Below are 15,794 nucleotides of genomic sequence, written 5' to 3'. Positions count from 1 at the left end.
GTCGCCGCGCTGGACTTTCACAAGGAATGTAATCATGACCATCAAAGAAATGTCTGTCCCGGCGCTCATCGAAAACAAGCCGCTGGCGCTCAATGCGCCTTCCATCCCAGCCGCGATTGCCAACGGTGGCTTGCGCTGGCAAGACCTCAACGATCCTGAGAGCCCGGTGCGAGTGCAGATTGTCCTCCAGCCGGGCGCCGTACAACTTAATGACCTCGTCGAACTGAAGTGGCAGGAACTGCCGGCGAAGAGCGCCACGGTCGATGCCAATCATCTGAGCACTGGCGTCATCCCCCTGGATGTCGACCCTGCGGACATCCTCGAACACGCCGACGGATTGCACACCTACCAATATTTTGTCACCGCTGCGATTGGCGGCCAGACCGATCCCTCACCGCCGGCCACGGTCAAGGTCAAGCGCCTGCTCCCTGGCGGCAATACCGGTGACGATGCCGGCACCGAATACATCAACGAAAACCTGCGCGCGCCCACCGGCGTCCCGCCTCTGATCGATGACGCCATCGCCGAACCCGGCATTACCCTGACCTGTGGCGTCTACGACAATATGGCCGTCGGCGACATCATCCAGTGCGACTGGGGCGGTCAGCGCCAGACGCACCCGCCGCTGACCACGTCCGAGGTGGGCAAACCGGTGGATTTTCGGGTGGAAAAGGGTTCGCTGATCGCCGCCCCTGGCCGGGTCATCGTGCGCTATGACATCCGTGACGAGGTCAACAACTGGTCACGCTGGTCGCTGCATGTCACTACCGATGTCGAGGCCGGCGAGAACCTGCTCGCCGCCCCGCGTGTGGTGGATGCCGTCAGCGGTGTCATCGAGCTGGTCAAGTTGGGCAACCAGGATGCCAAGGTGCAAACCCCGGTGTACAACGAGCGTATGGATGCGGGCGATCGGGTGTACCTGTACTGGCTCGGCTACACCGCCGAAGGCCTGGAAGTCAAGGTGGAACTCGATAAGGAAGTGAAGACCGAAGACATCGGCTGGCCACTTGATTTCGATATTCCCAACGACAAGGTCCGGGCCATTGCCCAGGGCAATGCCGTGGTGCGTTATGAGGTAATTCCGCTTGTCGGCACACCCCGGCGCTCGCGACGGACCTCGGTGCAAATCATCGGCCAGGTCGAACAACTGCCGGCACCGAGCGTCGCCGGGATTGTAGGCGATGTGCTGGATCCATCGATTCTGCCGGCCGAAGGCGCCTTGGTGCGCATCGAAAAACATGATCTGATCGAGGCCGGCGACACGATCCTGTTGCTATCGGACGGCAAAACCGCCAGCGGCGCCAACCTGCCGCACACCGTCTCCATCCCGGTGACCGGCAGCGGTGCGGCCAATGGCATCGAGCGCCGTATCCCGCTGAATTACATTACACCGCTGCAAGGCGGCACCGTTACCGTCAGCTTCACCCTGACCAAAAGCGGCGGAGAAACCCTGTCGTCCAATCAATTGCCGCTGCAAGTCAAAGGCCTCGGAGCCCAGTTGCCCAAACCAACGGTCGATTACGCCCAGGGCGACAGCCTGGATCCGGAAGACGTGCCGGCAGACGGTACCACCGTGCGGGTCAATTACAGCCCCATGGAAACCGCCGACCGCATCGATATTCACTGGGACGGCTTATTGGACTTCACCGACTGGTTCCAAATCCCGGCCAATTGGGGCGGCAAGGAAGTGGAATTTCCGGTCGCGAAAACCTACGTCGACCTGAACAATGGCCAGACGGTGCAGGCGTTTTACATCGTGAGTCGCGGCGGGCAACCGCTGCCGGCCTCGGCCAAGCAACCGCTGCTGATCGGCAGTGCGGTGGAACTGGATCCGCCCGGAATCAAGGAGGCCATCGACAACAGCCTCAATCCGATTGCGGCCAAGGATACGCTGACTGCGCTCATCCCGGCCTACGACAACATGATCGGCACGCAACTGAGCGTGACCTGGGCCGGCACGGCAGGAGGCGGTAGTCACACCACCGCGCCCATCTTCGTAACCAAGCAAGAGGCCCAAGAGACCCCGCTACCGAACTCGGTGGTGGCGCTTAACCTGAACAGGCCGGTGACGGTGACCTATACGGTGATCCGCAATGGCACGCCACAGGATTCCAAGCCTTTTATCCTGGCTGTGCAACCGATTGCTCAGGAAGACCCTGCGATGGGCCAACCCCTGATCCTGGAGGCGGCCAACAGCGGCGCAGGACCGGAGTTGGACATCAGTCAGTTGACTGCCGACGCGACCCTGCGGGTGAACAGCTGGCCACTGATTGCGCTGGGGCAGTACGTCTGGCTGCGGGTGCACGGCACCAACAGCGATGACAGCCCCTACACCCAAGCGTTTTGGCTGCCGCCTAGCGGAAAAACCAACCAGACGTGGATCAATCAGGGTTATTGGACGCAATTGATCCTGCTCGCCACTTTGAAAAATTTGAAAGACGGCAGTGACTTGAGCGTGGAGTTCAAGGCTGGGCTGGGTGGCAGCCAGTTGGAGGCGGAGTCGGTGACTTTCCAGAGTCGGACCTATACTGTCAACGCATCTGTCCCGTTGGAAATAGATACCACCGACATGGTCCTTGATGGGCCTCAGTTTTACCCAGCGCCAGCCCCCTACGCACCACCCTTCCAGAAATCGGTGTACTTACATCCGAATTCGTTTCAAGTCCGACAAGCAGAGGGGGGGGCGCCCCCCTACCAATACAGCTCATCGAATTCCACAGTCGCGTCCGTTGACCCGGCAACCGGTCGAGTTATTTCAACTGGAATTGGTACGGCAACCATCAAAGTGCATGACGCCAAGAGCGGAGAGGTAAATTACGATGTTATATGTAGAAATGTGTATGAGTTGGTATGCAATCAACAAAAAATATCGCACTCGCAGGCCACGGCTTGGAAAAATAGCGTGGGGGCAAGTTTTTTTTCCTATGACGCTAATTGGACCGCCATGTGCGCTAGCTTTCAACAGTTAAACCCACCAAAGTCATATTTTTATTGGTATATACCTCAGCAAGCGGGCCATCCAGCTTGGCAAGCGCCGGTCTGCGAAGCGAACGGCCGTATACCCACTCCTTCCGGAGGTTCTGGTATACAGGGTGTAGGGAACGGAAGCATAGATTGGACGCTTGCAACCTTGGCGTACCGCCCTAGAAATGCTAAATAAAAAATTGGCGCTGAAAGGCGTTGACTTAAAAAGGTAGCCCATCTCAAACGCCTTCGCGGCAAGGTGTTTGAGATTTGCTCGCATGCTAGGTATTTGATAGAGAGATTTGGGCAATAAGCATTTCTAAGAAAACTACATACTGTTGATTGCCTCGCGATAACTTGTTTTCTGATATGGACTGTCAGCAATATAAGTATTGCCTCTAACGGAAGTTATTGGTGATGTTTCCGTCAAGCGCATTGGGACTGGAGGACTCTTCCCTCGTTACTTGTGTTTGCGTCTGATGAGCCAGCTCGGCATGCAATAGTGCCTAGTACATGCTAAGGCTAGGAAAATTGAAGTACTTAAAACCGATCCGCATCGATCACAGCCTGCGCAAACGCCTTCGGATCCTCTTGCGGCAAATTGTGCCCAATCCCACCCTCAATCAACCTGAATTGATACTTCCCGGTAAACCGTTTGGCATAGTCCTCAGGCTTGGGATGCGGCGCGCCATTGGCATCGCCTTCCAGGGTAATAGTCGGCACGCTGATCGATGGTGCAGTAGCCAGCTTCTCTTCCAGCGCGGCATATTTCGCTTCGCCCTGCACCAGACCCAAGCGCCAGCGGTAGTTGAACACGGTGATCTCGACGTGATCGGGGTTTTGCAACGCCTTGGCACTGAGATCAAAAGTCGCGTCGTCGAATTTCCACTGCGGCGACGCCAGTTGCCAGATCAGTTTGGCGAAGTCGTGGGTGTTCTTTTCATAGCCGGCGCGGCCGCGTTCGGTGGCGAAGTAGAACTGGTACCACCATTGCAATTCGGCTTTTGGTGGCAGTGGGTTTTGCCCTGCGGCCTGGTTGCCGATCAGATAGCCGCTGACTGCCACCAGCGCTTTCACACGTTCAGGCCACAGCGCTGCGACGATATCAGCCGAACGCGCGCCCCAGTCGTAGCCGCCAAGTACCGCTTGTTTGATCTTCAGCGCGTCCATGAAGTCGATCACGTCGCTGGCCAGCGCCGCCGGTTGGCCGTTGCGCAGAGTGTCTTTGGACAGGAAATGCGTGTCGCCATACCCCCGTGCATACGGCATCAGCACGCGATAACCCTTGGCAGCCAGCAGTGGGGCGACTTCGTCGTAGCTGTGAATGTCGTAGGGCCAGCCGTGCAGCAGAATCACCACCGGGCCATCGGCAGGACCGGTTTCGGCGTAGGCCACGTCGAGCAAGCCAGCCTTGATGTGCTTCAGCGGGCCGAAAGGCGAGGGCGCGGAATAGCTGACGGCAGCCGGTTCTGTGGTTTGCGCCTGAGCGCTGCCGACAGCGCCGAACAGCGACAGCGCCAGGACCGACAAGCCGAGCGCGTGGATGATTTTGGAAGTGTGCAGAGCCTGTTTCATGCTGACGTCTCCTTTGCGAGCCTGTGGCCAAGGGGCTGAATGAACCCTTGAAACCCTGGGTGCATTGAAGCGTAGCGAGGTATCCGTTGTGTGTCCCCGCACGGCAGTTTTGCAAGGGCGTGTATGGCGGCGGGGCGCGTACACAGTGTGATACACGGAGGCGAAACCCATTGTTTTCGCGCGAAAATAATAAGTCGCTGTTTTAAAACAAAAAATATTTCATCTCGGGCTTCCCAAACGAAATGAATGTTGTTAAATTGCGCCCCGTTCTCACAGCGATCCTAACGGAGCCGCTGACCAGAGCTACAGGGGCGTCGCCAAGCGGTAAGGCAGCAGGTTTTGATCCTGCCATGCGTTGGTTCGAATCCAGCCGCCCCTGCCATCTACGAAAAAACGCCAACTTCGCAAGAAGTTGGCGTTTTTTTATGCCTGCGATTTACCGCGCTTGAGCCAGCCGGGATTGCGCGGCGCCGAAGCACCGCGCACGCCGGTCAATCAGTGCGGTGCGCGCGGGATGGTTTTCATCAGGTCTTCAGGGCTGATGTGGCCGACCACGCTGCCCGGCTGCGGCAGGTTGAGGATGTGGCCTTTCATCTTGCCGATGATGTGCATCTCGCACGGCTTGCAATCGAACTTCAGCGTCAGCACCTCATCGCCGTGGATCAACTGCATCGGCGCGACCTTGGTACGCACACCGGTGACGCCTTTGGCCTGTTTCGGGCACAGGTTGAAGGAGAAACGCAGGCAGTGCTTGGTGATCATCACCGGCACCTCGCCTGGCTCTTCGTGAGCCTCATACGCCGCGTCGATCAGCTTGACGCCGTGACGGTGGTAGAAGTCGCGCGCCTTCTGGTTGTAGACGTTGGCGAGGAAGGTCAGGTGCGAATCCGGGTACACCGGCGGCGGCGTGGTTTCGGCCTTGCGGCTGCCACGCGGATGCGCGGCGACACGTGCCGCAGTCAGCGCTTCGATCACTTCGCGGCGCAGGGACTTGAGCTGCGAGTTGGGAATGAAGAACGCTTGCGGCGCATCCAGCTTGATGTCAGTGGCGTGATACTGCGTGGTGCCGAGCTGGCCGAGCAGGTCGCGCAATTGCTCCAGCGCTTGCTCAGGCTTGTTGGCGACACCAAACGGCCCGTTGAGGGTGACGCTGGCGCTGATGCCTTCTTCGCTGGTCGCGGTCACTTCCAGCTGTTCTTCGCGCAGACGGGCGAACCAGCTCAGGGCCACGCGACGTTCCGAAGAAGTTTTCTGCAACGCCTGTTGCCAGTTGTGATCGAGGTTGCGATTCAACGGATGACTTGGGCGCAGCTTGAACAGGCCTTCAGGCATTTCGTTCGGCTCGACGCGGTAGCGATAGCGCTTCTCGCCGTCTTCTTCGAACTCGCCTTTGGCCTCGGCGATGTTGGCGCGGAACCCCACCACTTCACGCTTGACCAGCACGTTCAAGCCATCGCCGTTGGACAGCGGCTCATGGGTGACGACCTGCATGTCACGCTTGCCGACTTTCTCCACCGTACCGACCGGCAGGCCGGTAAAGGTTGGCGAATCGAAGGCGCCGATGTCGATCTTGCGATCGGTGACGAAATAATCGGTGCTGCCACGGTGGAAGGTCTTTTCCGGATCGGGCAGGAAGAAATGCACGGTACGGCCGCTGGAAGCGCGGGCCAAGTCCGGGCGATCCTCGAGCACGTCGTCGAGGCGCTGGCGGTAATAGGCGGTGATGTTCTTCACATAGCCCATGTCCTTGTAGCGACCTTCGATCTTGAACGAACGCACGCCGGCCTCGACCAGGGCGCGGATGTTGGCGCTCTGGTTGTTGTCTTTCATCGACAGCAGGTGTTTTTCGTAGGCGATCACGCCACCCTTTTCGTCTTTGAGGGTGTAGGGCAAGCGGCACGCCTGCGAGCAGTCGCCACGGTTGGCGCTACGGCCGGTTTGCGCGTGGGAAATGTTGCACTGGCCGGAGAAGGCCACGCACAGCGCGCCGTGAATGAAGAACTCGATGGCGGCATCGGTTTCATCGGCGATGGCGCGGATTTCTTTCAGATTCAGCTCGCGGGCCAGTACCAGTTGCGAGAAACCGGCCTGATCGAGGAACTTCGCTCGCTCCAGGGTGCGGATATCGGTCTGGGTCGAGGCGTGCAGCTCGATCGGTGGAATGTCCAGCTCCATCACGCCCAGATCCTGGACGATCAGCGCATCGACACCGGCGTCGTACAACTGATGGATCAGCTTGCGCGCCGGCTCCAGTTCGTTGTCGTGCAGGATGGTATTGATGGTGGTGAAAATACGCGCGTGGTAACGGCGGGCGAACTCGACCAGTTCGGCGATTTCGCTGACTTCGTTGCAGGCGTTGTGGCGCGCGCCGAAGCTCGGGCCGCCGATGTACACGGCGTCAGCGCCATGCAGGATGGCCTCGCGGGCGATGGCGACATCGCGGGCAGGGCTGAGCAATTCCAGGTGATGCTTGGGCAAGGACATAGTTTTTTTAGTCAGGCGGTCACGGGCAAGGGGCGCATTCTACCCGTGAAACGCTTGGTGGGCACGTGTGTGCTGCCCGATGGTGGCTGGTGATCGAGTCAGTTCGGCAGGCTATTGTGTTGAATGTGCCGGCCTCTTCGCGAGCAGGCTCGCTCCCACAGGGTTAGATTCGGGCCGGAATACATTCACTGTGGGAGCGAGCCTGCTCGCGAAAGCGGTGTGTCATCCGAAAATCATTGAGTGACATCCGCAAATTCGATCAGCCTTTCGCGGCCATCGCCGTCACTTCCACACGCATCCCTTCAACCGCCAGCGAGGCCACGCCTACCGCCGCCCGCACCGGCCAGGGCTTGGCGAAGTAGCGTTTGTACACTTCATTGAAAGCCGCGCGATCGCCCATGTCGGTGAGGTAAATGGTCAGGTGCAGCACCCGGTCCATCGAACTGCCGGCGCGTTCCAGAGCTACTTTCAGCGCTTGCAGCGTGCACTCGCTCTGCTCGGTGATGCCGCCCAGTTCCAGGCTGCCATCGGCGCGGGTCGGGATCTGCGTGGAGACCATGATCCCGCCGAAGGTGGCGACGTCGGACGAAATCGAGTCAGTGTCCGGATCGGGCGTGAAGGTGATGTCTTGATTGGCCATGCGCTTCTCTTGTTCGAGTGAATGAAGATCGCGCCAGTTTACAGATTCCCTCCGGCCATGGCCCGCGCGCGTTCAGACTGGCGAAGTCGCTGCTTCCGCCGCGATGGCCGCAAGCACACTGGGCCGCGCGCCGATGCGCTGCATGTACGCAGCCAGAGTTGGCCATTCGCAAATATCGATGTTGAACGTCGGCAACCAGGTCAGCACAGTGAACAGATACGCATCGGCAACGCCGAACGTGTTCATCAGGTAGTCCTGACCCGTGAGCGTCTGCTCAAGGTAATCCAGCCGTTTGTACAGTTTGTGCCGAAAAATCGCTTTGACCGGTTCCGCAAATTCGCCGCTGAACAATGGCGCGCTGGCACCGTGAATCTCCGAGCTGATGAAGTTCAGATGCTCCTGCAAACGTGTGCGATCCCACGTACCAGCGGCAGGTGCCAAGTCGTTCCCGGGGACTTGATCGGCGAGAAACTGCAGGATCGCCGGGCCTTCAGTGAGCACTTCGCCGTTATCCAGTTGCAGCGCGGCCACGTAGCCTTTCGGATTGATCTCGCGGAAGTCACGGCCGTCAGCGGTGCGTTTGGTCTGGTTGTTGACGCGGATCATTTCGAACGACAAGCCGAGTTCGCGCAGGACGATGTGCGGGGAGAGCGAACAGGTCATCGGTGCAAAGTACAGTTTCATGGCAAGTCCCTTGAAATTGGAGGCGCCACGATCCCCTGCGGGCAAAACTTCCGCAAAGGTCATTTGCAGTGCTAGCGTATGACAAATTCTCATGCGCTTAGCCTTATGACTGCCAGACTTCCTTCCCTCAACGGCCTGCGCGCGTTCGAAGCGGCGGCTCGGCATATGAGCTTTACCACCGCTGCGACCGAGTTGAACGTCACGCAGACAGCAATCAGTCACCAGATCAGGCGCCTCGAAGCCGAGTTGGGCGTGGCATTGTTCCTGCGCCTCAAGGATGGCCTGGCGCTTAGCGAAGACGGGCAGGCCTACCTTCCGGGGGTGCGTTCTGCATTTCAAGCGTTGCGCCATTCGACGCAACAATTACTCGAGTCGCGCGGGCCCAGCGTGTTGACCATCAGCACGCTGGTTTCGGTAGCGTCGAAATGGCTCTTGCCGCGCCTTCCGGCATTTCAGCAGGCGTTCCCGGACATCGATGTGCGCATCAGCGCCGCTACCGATCTGGTGGATTTTCGCCGAGGAGGCATCGACGCGGCGATTCGCTACGGGCGGGGCGACTGGAAAGGTCTGCGCGCGGACTTTCTCATGGCCGATGAGGTATTTCCCGTGTGCAGTCCAGCACTGGCGACGACATTGCACACTCCGGAAAATCTGGCCAGTCACACCCTTGTACAAGTCAGTGGTGTCACCGCCAGCGACTGGCAGGCCTGGCTCAACGCCGCCGGCCAGCCTGCGCAGTTGGCCGACGGCGCGAAGCTGACCTTCGATCTGGCGATGATGGCGGTGCAGGCGGCAATTGACGGGCAGGGCGTGTGTATCGGGCGTTCGACTTACGTGAACGACGATCTGCGTGCGGGCCGATTGGTCGCGCCGTTCGACCTGCGCCTGCAGGATGATCTCGGGTTCTATCTGGTCACACCCCATGAAACCGCTGACTCGACAAAGATCAGCGCTTTCAGAAAGTGGCTTGTGGCTGCGGCCCGCGACATATTTGTATAAGCGTGTATCAACCCTCTGCGGATACACACGGCAACACCAAACCGGGCATTCGAGACACATCCACCTTACATGCCGAACCCAAAGTAGCCCTCACACCAACACTACGTTTGAGAGGGCACCATCATGTACCGTCCACTGTTTCTGGCTTCTGCCGTTGTTTTCGCGTCCCTGACCGGCTTCGCCCATGCGGCGGATGCGCCGGCAACGAGCTGGCAGAAAGGCTTGAGCCGCACCGATCTGGTTCGCCAGGATCTCGGCGCTGACAATCGCGAAGTGATCCAGGCGCGTATCGATTTTGACGCTGGCGTCACTTCGCCTCGGCATGCGCACCCCGGCGTGGAAGTTGCCTACGTCATCAGTGGCACCTTTGAATATCAGCTCGAAGGAAGAGCGCCGGTGATACTCAAGGCCGGCGATTCGTTGTTCATTCCGGCGGGCGTCGCGCATGTGGCGAAGAACATTGGCAGCGAGAAAGGCGTAGAACTGGCCACTTACGTCGTGCCGAAAGGCGAACCGCTGCTGATCCTCAAGCCATGATGCGCAAATCCGCTATTTGGAGCGCGGTTTGCTCATCGCACGCTTGATGCGCATCCAGTCCTGAAAGGCCGCCGTTCGCTTGGCGTCGGCCAGAGCCTTGGCTTCGCTGAAACGGGCCCAGGCTTCAGGATTGTCCGTGTCGTCCTCGATGATTCTGTAAGCCGCTTCTTCGAGCAGATCGGCTTCGCGGAACATCGCGGCGTTTTCTGCCATCTCGTCATCCCAGGATCGGCCGAAACCGAACTTCAATGTGTGTTCTGTCATTTCACGTGATCCTCCTCCCAGACCAGAGGTACCGATTCTCGCCATTGCACCTCGGTCACGCCAAAGCGTTCCGCCATCGGTTTGGAAAAACGTTTCAACGGAGGTCGACCGGGGCGGGGAATGGGTGCGATACCCGCGTCGCAACTAGCCCACTGCCACGCTTCGGCATTGTTCATGTTTCTTGTGCGAATGACGAACGACCTGGGCTTTCCATGTAACAGGTACTCGATCACGTACAAATCCGCTCCGCTCATACATTTCCTCCGGCTGCTTAAGAAGAGGGATATCTGGCGAAATGAATAATTCAGAGAAATTGATGCGGGCGTGATGACCGGCTGGTTGGGCGCTTGGAGGGCCTGTACGGCGGGCTAAAGCTGTACAAGTTCTGTCGAAATATCGATCGCTTAGAAGAGTGTGGAGACAGGAACGCGCCCGCTACGACGCGTTATTCAATCGGAGTTCAGGAGTAAATGCACGAGCAGACAAAGTCGGCATGAACCTCTGTGTTTTCAACTGCAGTGATCAGACCTGAATGCAAGGCTTCTTCAGGATTGATGATGCGTGGAGCTGCGGTCAGGTACTTCTCTGTCTCCAACGCGTTTTTCCCGTTAGTCGTACGTTCGGCGACGATCTGCGCGTAGAGGTGCAAGTCATAATCCAGGCTCATGGCGTATTCCGACATGCGCGAGTGATCGACTGAACCTTGCAGGTGCCAATGAAATGGGTGAAACAGAAACTTGCTGTGGGTACAGGCGGTGCGGCGCTGGCCGGCGAGAAAGACAATATTGCCCATTGACTCGACCGTTCCCAGATTGTGCGTGTGCACCGGAATTGGCAGGGCCAGCAGGAAGTTGTACATGGTGAAGCCGTAACTGCACTCACCGCCCATGGTGGCGATGTTGACGATTAGTCGCGGCGCATCTTCCTTTACGGCGAGCGAGGCTTTATCGATCAGTTGGCCGCAAGTCGAGGCATTGATCGGGCCGGTGAAGTTGATGACATGAACAGGCATGGCGATTCCCTCGGCTGGTCAGGACTCCTAAGCAATAGCTGTAATTTCGCTTGAATGAAAGTGGGCAGGGGAGCCACGCTCCCCTGCACCCGGCGCATCAACTGTTGCGCCCGCCACCATGGCTGTTTTGACCACCTTTCTGTCCGGCTTCAGAGGCTTTTTCCCGATCGTTGGCGAAGTTCCCGCCGCTGTTCTGGCCACCCTTGCTGCCGGCTTCGGACGCTCTGTCCCGGTCGTTGGCAAAATTGCCACCGCTGTTCTGGCCACCCTTGCTGCCGGCTTCGGAGGCGCGCTCAGGATCATTCTTGAAGTTGCCGCCACTGTTCTGGCCGCCCTTACTGCCGATTTCCTGATAGAACTCTTTGTCGTGCGAAGCCGAAGTGGCTTCACCACCTTTTTTTCCTGCTTCGTTAACTGACATGCTGCCTTGTTGTTTATCTTGTGCCATTTCAAACTTCCTCATTTCTCTGTATAGGCACATGGCGAATCAAGGATGCACAAACTGCGTGCCGTCGTTATTCGCCAAGTGCTCATAAAGTTTACTGATGTCGTTTGCGTTGGTTGGTCTGGCTTGTCTTGTAACTACAAGTTTGACCCTCGTGCTAAGAAGAGCGCTCATAAGTTGGCGTTGTATCCGGTGTTCGGGAGTTTTCAGAATTCACTGCCAATTCCCGGCGCTCATAACATTCCTGCTGAACGCTCTCCCTGTGCCTGGGACTGATCTGCTGTCGTTCAACACAAGGTGACACCGGTGGTATATCCGACTTCGTCACGTGCGAACTGCGCGCTGCTTCGGGATAAACTTCTGCTCCCTTGTTTCGTTGCACTTCGCCTCGTGCGAAATCTGTTGCCATGCTCATGATTGCGCTCCATCAGCTGATTTCAAAGGGCAGCGAGGCTGCCCTTGTACCGCTTGCTCAGGACTTGCGACCGCCGCCGTGGCTGTTTTGACCGCCTTTGCGGCCAGCCTCGGATGCTTTTTCACGGTCGTTGGCGAAGTTGCCGCCCGACGACTGACCGCCCTTCTTGCCGGCTTCAGATGCCTTTTCACGATCGTTTGCGAAGTTACCTGGATTTTTATTTCCTGTGGTCATGATAGCTCTCCGATATCAATTAACGTTTCGCTAGTTATGTCCGTTGTCGCACCGGACATCTACTCCGATTACGAGCCGGCGAAGAATGTTTTGAAAATTTTTATCCAGCCCGATGAACGGTAAGTTTGTGATGAAACTTATACAGACTATTAGTTTATGCGCCGCTTCGTATAACTTTTCATGATTGAGGTCGGTTATGAAAAGAGTCGGGTCAAGTCGCCGTTTCGCTTTGCATTTCATAACCATTGGTCGGCAGGAAGTTGAACTGTAATTTGCCCCAACTAGAGTCTGGAGAGTGTATGTCTACAACTATGTCGAGGGCATGAACATGACCAATCACCAGAAGGGACAACCGTTTGCCGAGGATCCGCAAAAAATCAAGGAAGCCGGCAAGAAAGGCGGCAGTTCGGTCAACGTGAAAGTCGACCGGGCGGAAAAGGCACGCGTCGGCGGGCAGCACAGCCATGGCGGTGCGCGTACGGGCAAGGGTGACTGAGGCGCCGGAGTCCACCAATCGCCGTCCTCTCTGCGCCAGTGCAGAGAGGACTTCTACGCTGACGCCTATCTGAACCGTGGCAACGGACGGTCAATCGGCTTGAGTGTCGACAACGTGTCGCGAATCAGCGGCGCATCTTTTTCGATGTCATGCAGACGATCGCGAATGCGCAGTGCCGTCGGGTGTCCGCCCTGATGATCGACCCAGTCGGCGATCTCTTTGCAGGCGGCTGCAAGGCGCGCCTGGCGGGCGTCAAGCAAGGTGAGGAGGGTGGTGATGGACTCTTTTTCGGACATGGAACACCTCCGTTCTATGAAACCGCTGAACCGCAACAAAAAGCCCGCATGTTGCGAGCGTTCTGCCGTTGGGGTGCTGCTCCATCAGCTGGTTTCAGTATAGACCCGCTATCGCCGGGCATCAGCCGGAGTGCAGGCGGGCCGGTAGTTGAGAACTCGCTGCGTTGAGGCGCTGACATTCAGCTTGAGCATCTGCGTGCTGGTCAAAGCCATCGCCGAAAAAGCCGCCGGTGCGTGTGTCGCAGATGCGAAACCATGCCGATGCTTCGGCGGGTTCCTGCTGGCTGTCTTCGGCGCGGCGGCCGTGAATGACGATCTTGGTGCAACGCTTCACGACGAAAATGTCTTCCATGGCGCCACCGCAGTTGATTCGTGTCAGATCAACTATAGAAGCCCTGCGTGATCGTGCAAAAAATACCCGCCTCAACTCGTCGGCAAACGTCTGTAGGAGTGTGAGCCTGCTCGCGATAGCGATGCGTCAGTTGATGAAGATGTCGACTGACAGAGCGCTATCGCGAGCAGGCTCACTCCGACGGGGGGGTGATGTTGTGCCGGAAATCAGCATGCCTCGGTCATCTCACACATGCGTTCGAGAAACATGGCCAAGGCTACTTCCTCGGCGCGCAGGCCTTTGCGCACTCGCGGGCGCGGCAGTTCGGCGAGGGCGCCGAGCATGAAATGTTCGAGAACGGCGGGGTGGATGTAGCACTTGCGGCACACCGCCGGCGTGTTGCCCAGTTGTTTCGCGACATTCTTCACCGCTTCTACCACATGGCGCTTGGCTTCGGTTTCCGACTCATGCTGCAACTCGCGCAGCACCGACAACGCCAGGGCGCTGCCCGCCCAGGTGCGGTAATCCTTGGCGGTGAAGGCCGCGCCGGTGAGCTTTTGCAGATAAGCGTTTACGTCGGAAGAAGTGACGGTGTGCCGTTCGCCGTTTTCATCGAGGTACTGGAACAGATTCTGCCCCGGTATCTCCAGGCAGCGCTTGATGATTCGCGCCAGGCGGCGATCCTTGACGGTGATCTGGTGCTCGATGCCGCTCTTGCCACGGAACTGGAACAGGATCGCGCTGCCGTTGACCTCGACATGCCGACTGCGCAACGTGGTCAGGCCATAGGAGCGATTGTCCCGCGCGTATTGAGTATTGCCGACGCGGATCAGCGTGGCGTCGAGCAAGGTAATCACCGTGGCCATGACCTTGTCACGGCTGAAGCCCGGCTCATCAAGCAGTGCCTCGAGCTTGCGCCGCAGTTTCGGCAGGGCCAGGCCGAAGTCGCGCAGGCGCGAGTATTTGTCGGCGTCGCGCACTTCGCGCCAGCGCGCGTGATAACGGTACTGCTTGCGCCCGCGCGCATCGCGTCCGGTGGCTTGCAGGTGGCCGCACGGGTCGGCGCAGATCCACACATCGGTGTAAGCCGGCGGCACCGCGAGGGCATTGATGCGTTTGATTTCGTCCGGGTCGGTGATGCGCTGGCCCGATGGCTCGAAATAAACGAACTTGCCGCGCAGTTTTTTCCGGGTGATACCAGGCTGAGTGTCATCGACGTAATGCAGGTCGGCGGGCAGAGCATCTGTCAGCACGGTATCGGGCATGGCGGTTTCCTTCGGTCATACGGCAGTCTGTAACTGATTGACCGCAGGCGCTGGCCGTCGTGCCGAATGATTTATGCGAGCACCGCCACCGCCTTGATCTGCGCCCACAGGCGCTGGCCCGGATGCACGTTCAGTTGATCCTTCGAAAATCGCGTGATCCGCGCCAGCAACGGCGTGCCTCCAGCATCCAGTCGGATCAGCACGTGGGCACTGTTGTCCGCAGCCTGTTCGCTGATCACCGTAACGGGCAGACGATTGAGAATGCTGCTGGCTGCATCATTGTTCAGCGCCAGGCTGATGTCGCGCGCATGCACTTTGCAGCGCAGAGCCTGGCCTACGGCCATCGGCGCATGGGTGACGCGAATGTTCATTGCAGTGGCCGGCAGTTGCAGGCTGAGCAATTGATAGGTGGCGTCGTAGGCGCTGACCTGGCCTTCGATGATCACCCCGGCGTCATCGCCCAGCGCCAAAGGCAGATCCAGGCGCGCAAGGGTTTCACCGATCGGGCCGCTGGCGAGGGCTTTGCCATCGCGGAGCAATACCAAATGATCGGCCAGACGCGCGACTTCGTCCTGGGCATGGCTGACGTACAGCAGCGGAATATCCAGTTCGTCGTGCAGGCGCTGCAGGTATGGCAAGATTTCGCTTTTGCGCCGGCTGTCGAGAGCCGCCAGCGGTTCGTCCATCAGCAACAGTTTCGGGCTGGTCAGCAGGGCGCGGGCGATGCCGACGCGCTGCCGTTCGCCGCCGGACAGATGCTCTGGCTGACGCTCGAGCAGATGGCTGATGCCGAGCAGTTCTGTGGCCTGGTTCATATCGACCCGGCGTTGCGACTTGGCGATGCGTTTGAGACCAAACTCCAGATTGGCCAGCACCGACAGATGCGCGAACAGGCTGGCTTCCTGAAACACGTAGCCGAGCGCACGTTTGTGCGGTGGTACGAAGATGCCCTTGGCACTGTCCTGCCATACCTCGTCATTGATCTGCACAAAACCATGCCCGGCGCGCTCCAGCCCGGCGATGCAGCGCAGGCAAGTGGTTTTGCCCGAGCCGGAATCGCCAAACAGCGCAGTGACGCCGCGGCCGGGTACTTGCAGATCGACATCCAGTTCGAACCCCGGATAAGTGCGTTTCAGGCGTACATCAATCATCA

General features: G+C 58.5%; 17 protein-coding genes and 1 tRNA gene. 5 read left to right on the top strand and 13 right to left on the bottom strand.

Annotated elements, in window-relative coordinates; all coding sequences use genetic code 11:
- The first annotated feature begins 34 nt into the window (after positions 1-34).
- On the top strand, positions 35-3,160 hold the full coding sequence (locus tag PS14A_RS13670; protein ID WP_212616461.1) for a hypothetical protein: 3,126 nt from the start codon (positions 35-37) through the stop codon (positions 3,158-3,160).
- A 344-nt stretch (positions 3,161-3,504) separates the two neighbouring features.
- On the opposite strand, the gene PS14A_RS13665 is transcribed toward PS14A_RS13670, so the two are convergent.
- Complete coding sequence (locus tag PS14A_RS13665; RefSeq protein WP_212616460.1) at positions 3,505-4,539, bottom strand: alpha/beta hydrolase; 1,035 nt, start codon at positions 4,537-4,539, stop codon at positions 3,505-3,507.
- Positions 4,540-4,846: 307 nt separating this feature from the next.
- On the opposite strand from PS14A_RS13665, the gene PS14A_RS13660 reads away from it, so the two are divergent.
- Positions 4,847-4,921: transfer RNA gene (locus PS14A_RS13660), tRNA-Gln, on the top strand.
- A 113-nt stretch (positions 4,922-5,034) separates the two neighbouring features.
- On the opposite strand, the gene PS14A_RS13655 is transcribed toward PS14A_RS13660, so the two are convergent.
- The 3 genes from PS14A_RS13655 to gstA form a co-directional block, all read right to left on the bottom strand.
- Positions 5,035-7,023: a U32 family peptidase gene (locus PS14A_RS13655; protein WP_024013138.1), complete on the bottom strand. Its 1,989-nt coding sequence runs from the start codon at positions 7,021-7,023 to the stop codon at positions 5,035-5,037.
- Between the two features lie 259 nt (positions 7,024-7,282).
- A complete protein-coding gene (locus tag PS14A_RS13650; RefSeq protein WP_101157158.1) occupies positions 7,283-7,663 on the bottom strand; it encodes a RidA family protein in 381 nt (126 codons plus the stop codon).
- Positions 7,664-7,735: 72 nt separating this feature from the next.
- On the bottom strand, positions 7,736-8,347 hold the full coding sequence (gene gstA, locus PS14A_RS13645; RefSeq protein ID WP_212616459.1) for a glutathione transferase GstA: 612 nt from the start codon (positions 8,345-8,347) through the stop codon (positions 7,736-7,738).
- A 105-nt stretch (positions 8,348-8,452) separates the two neighbouring features.
- Here gstA and PS14A_RS13640 point away from each other — a divergent pair, with 105 nt between their 5' ends.
- A complete protein-coding gene (locus PS14A_RS13640; RefSeq protein ID WP_212616458.1) occupies positions 8,453-9,346 on the top strand; it encodes a transcriptional regulator GcvA in 894 nt (297 codons plus the stop codon).
- Positions 9,347-9,469: 123 nt separating this feature from the next.
- Positions 9,470-9,883: a cupin domain-containing protein gene (locus PS14A_RS13635; protein WP_137213740.1), complete on the top strand. Its 414-nt coding sequence runs from the start codon at positions 9,470-9,472 to the stop codon at positions 9,881-9,883.
- A 12-nt stretch (positions 9,884-9,895) separates the two neighbouring features.
- Here the strand turns inward: PS14A_RS13635 and PS14A_RS13630 are convergent, their stop codons facing one another.
- The 5 genes from PS14A_RS13630 to PS14A_RS13615 all read right to left on the bottom strand — a co-directional run bounded on the left by PS14A_RS13630 (position 9,896) and on the right by PS14A_RS13615 (position 12,253).
- Positions 9,896-10,147: a hypothetical protein gene (locus tag PS14A_RS13630; protein WP_130910972.1), complete on the bottom strand. Its 252-nt coding sequence runs from the start codon at positions 10,145-10,147 to the stop codon at positions 9,896-9,898.
- Positions 10,144-10,401 (bottom strand): DUF6555 family protein, encoded by a 258-nt coding sequence (locus tag PS14A_RS26620; RefSeq protein WP_130910973.1) that lies wholly within the window; start codon positions 10,399-10,401, stop codon positions 10,144-10,146. The genes PS14A_RS13630 and PS14A_RS26620 overlap by 4 nt, the downstream gene beginning before the upstream one ends.
- Positions 10,402-10,607: 206 nt before the next feature.
- Complete coding sequence (locus PS14A_RS13625; protein ID WP_137213739.1) at positions 10,608-11,159, bottom strand: ATP-dependent Clp protease proteolytic subunit; 552 nt, start codon at positions 11,157-11,159, stop codon at positions 10,608-10,610.
- A 97-nt stretch (positions 11,160-11,256) separates the two neighbouring features.
- Positions 11,257-11,607, bottom strand: coding sequence for a general stress protein (locus tag PS14A_RS13620; RefSeq protein WP_212616483.1), 351 nt, complete (start codon positions 11,605-11,607; stop codon positions 11,257-11,259).
- Positions 11,608-12,076: 469 nt separating this feature from the next.
- The gene (locus PS14A_RS13615; RefSeq protein ID WP_016774938.1) at positions 12,077-12,253 is read right to left on the bottom strand and encodes a general stress protein; all 177 of its coding nucleotides are present in this window, start codon (positions 12,251-12,253) and stop codon (positions 12,077-12,079) included.
- 328 nt (positions 12,254-12,581) lie between these two features.
- Between PS14A_RS13615 and PS14A_RS13610 the strand changes: the two genes are divergently transcribed.
- The gene (locus tag PS14A_RS13610; RefSeq protein ID WP_212616482.1) at positions 12,582-12,749 is read left to right on the top strand and encodes a general stress protein; all 168 of its coding nucleotides are present in this window, start codon (positions 12,582-12,584) and stop codon (positions 12,747-12,749) included.
- Positions 12,750-12,814: 65 nt separating this feature from the next.
- On the opposite strand, the gene PS14A_RS13605 is transcribed toward PS14A_RS13610, so the two are convergent.
- The 4 genes from PS14A_RS13605 to modC form a co-directional block, all read right to left on the bottom strand.
- A complete protein-coding gene (locus PS14A_RS13605) occupies positions 12,815-13,045 on the bottom strand; it encodes a hypothetical protein (RefSeq protein WP_016774936.1) in 231 nt (76 codons plus the stop codon).
- Positions 13,046-13,166: 121 nt separating this feature from the next.
- Positions 13,167-13,397: a hypothetical protein gene (locus PS14A_RS13600; protein ID WP_130911928.1), complete on the bottom strand. Its 231-nt coding sequence runs from the start codon at positions 13,395-13,397 to the stop codon at positions 13,167-13,169.
- Positions 13,398-13,603: 206 nt separating this feature from the next.
- Complete coding sequence (locus PS14A_RS13595) at positions 13,604-14,641, bottom strand: DNA topoisomerase IB (protein WP_212616457.1); 1,038 nt, start codon at positions 14,639-14,641, stop codon at positions 13,604-13,606.
- A 71-nt stretch (positions 14,642-14,712) separates the two neighbouring features.
- Positions 14,713-15,792: a molybdenum ABC transporter ATP-binding protein gene (gene modC / locus PS14A_RS13590; protein WP_212616456.1), complete on the bottom strand. Its 1,080-nt coding sequence runs from the start codon at positions 15,790-15,792 to the stop codon at positions 14,713-14,715.
- Positions 15,793-15,794 lie beyond the last annotated feature (2 nt).

Origin of the sequence: Pseudomonas sp. 14A (assembly GCF_018132745.1) — a bacterium.
Classification (GTDB): domain Bacteria; phylum Pseudomonadota; class Gammaproteobacteria; order Pseudomonadales; family Pseudomonadaceae; genus Aquipseudomonas; species Aquipseudomonas mercuritolerans.
This window is presented reverse-complemented; position numbering and strand designations above follow the sequence as displayed.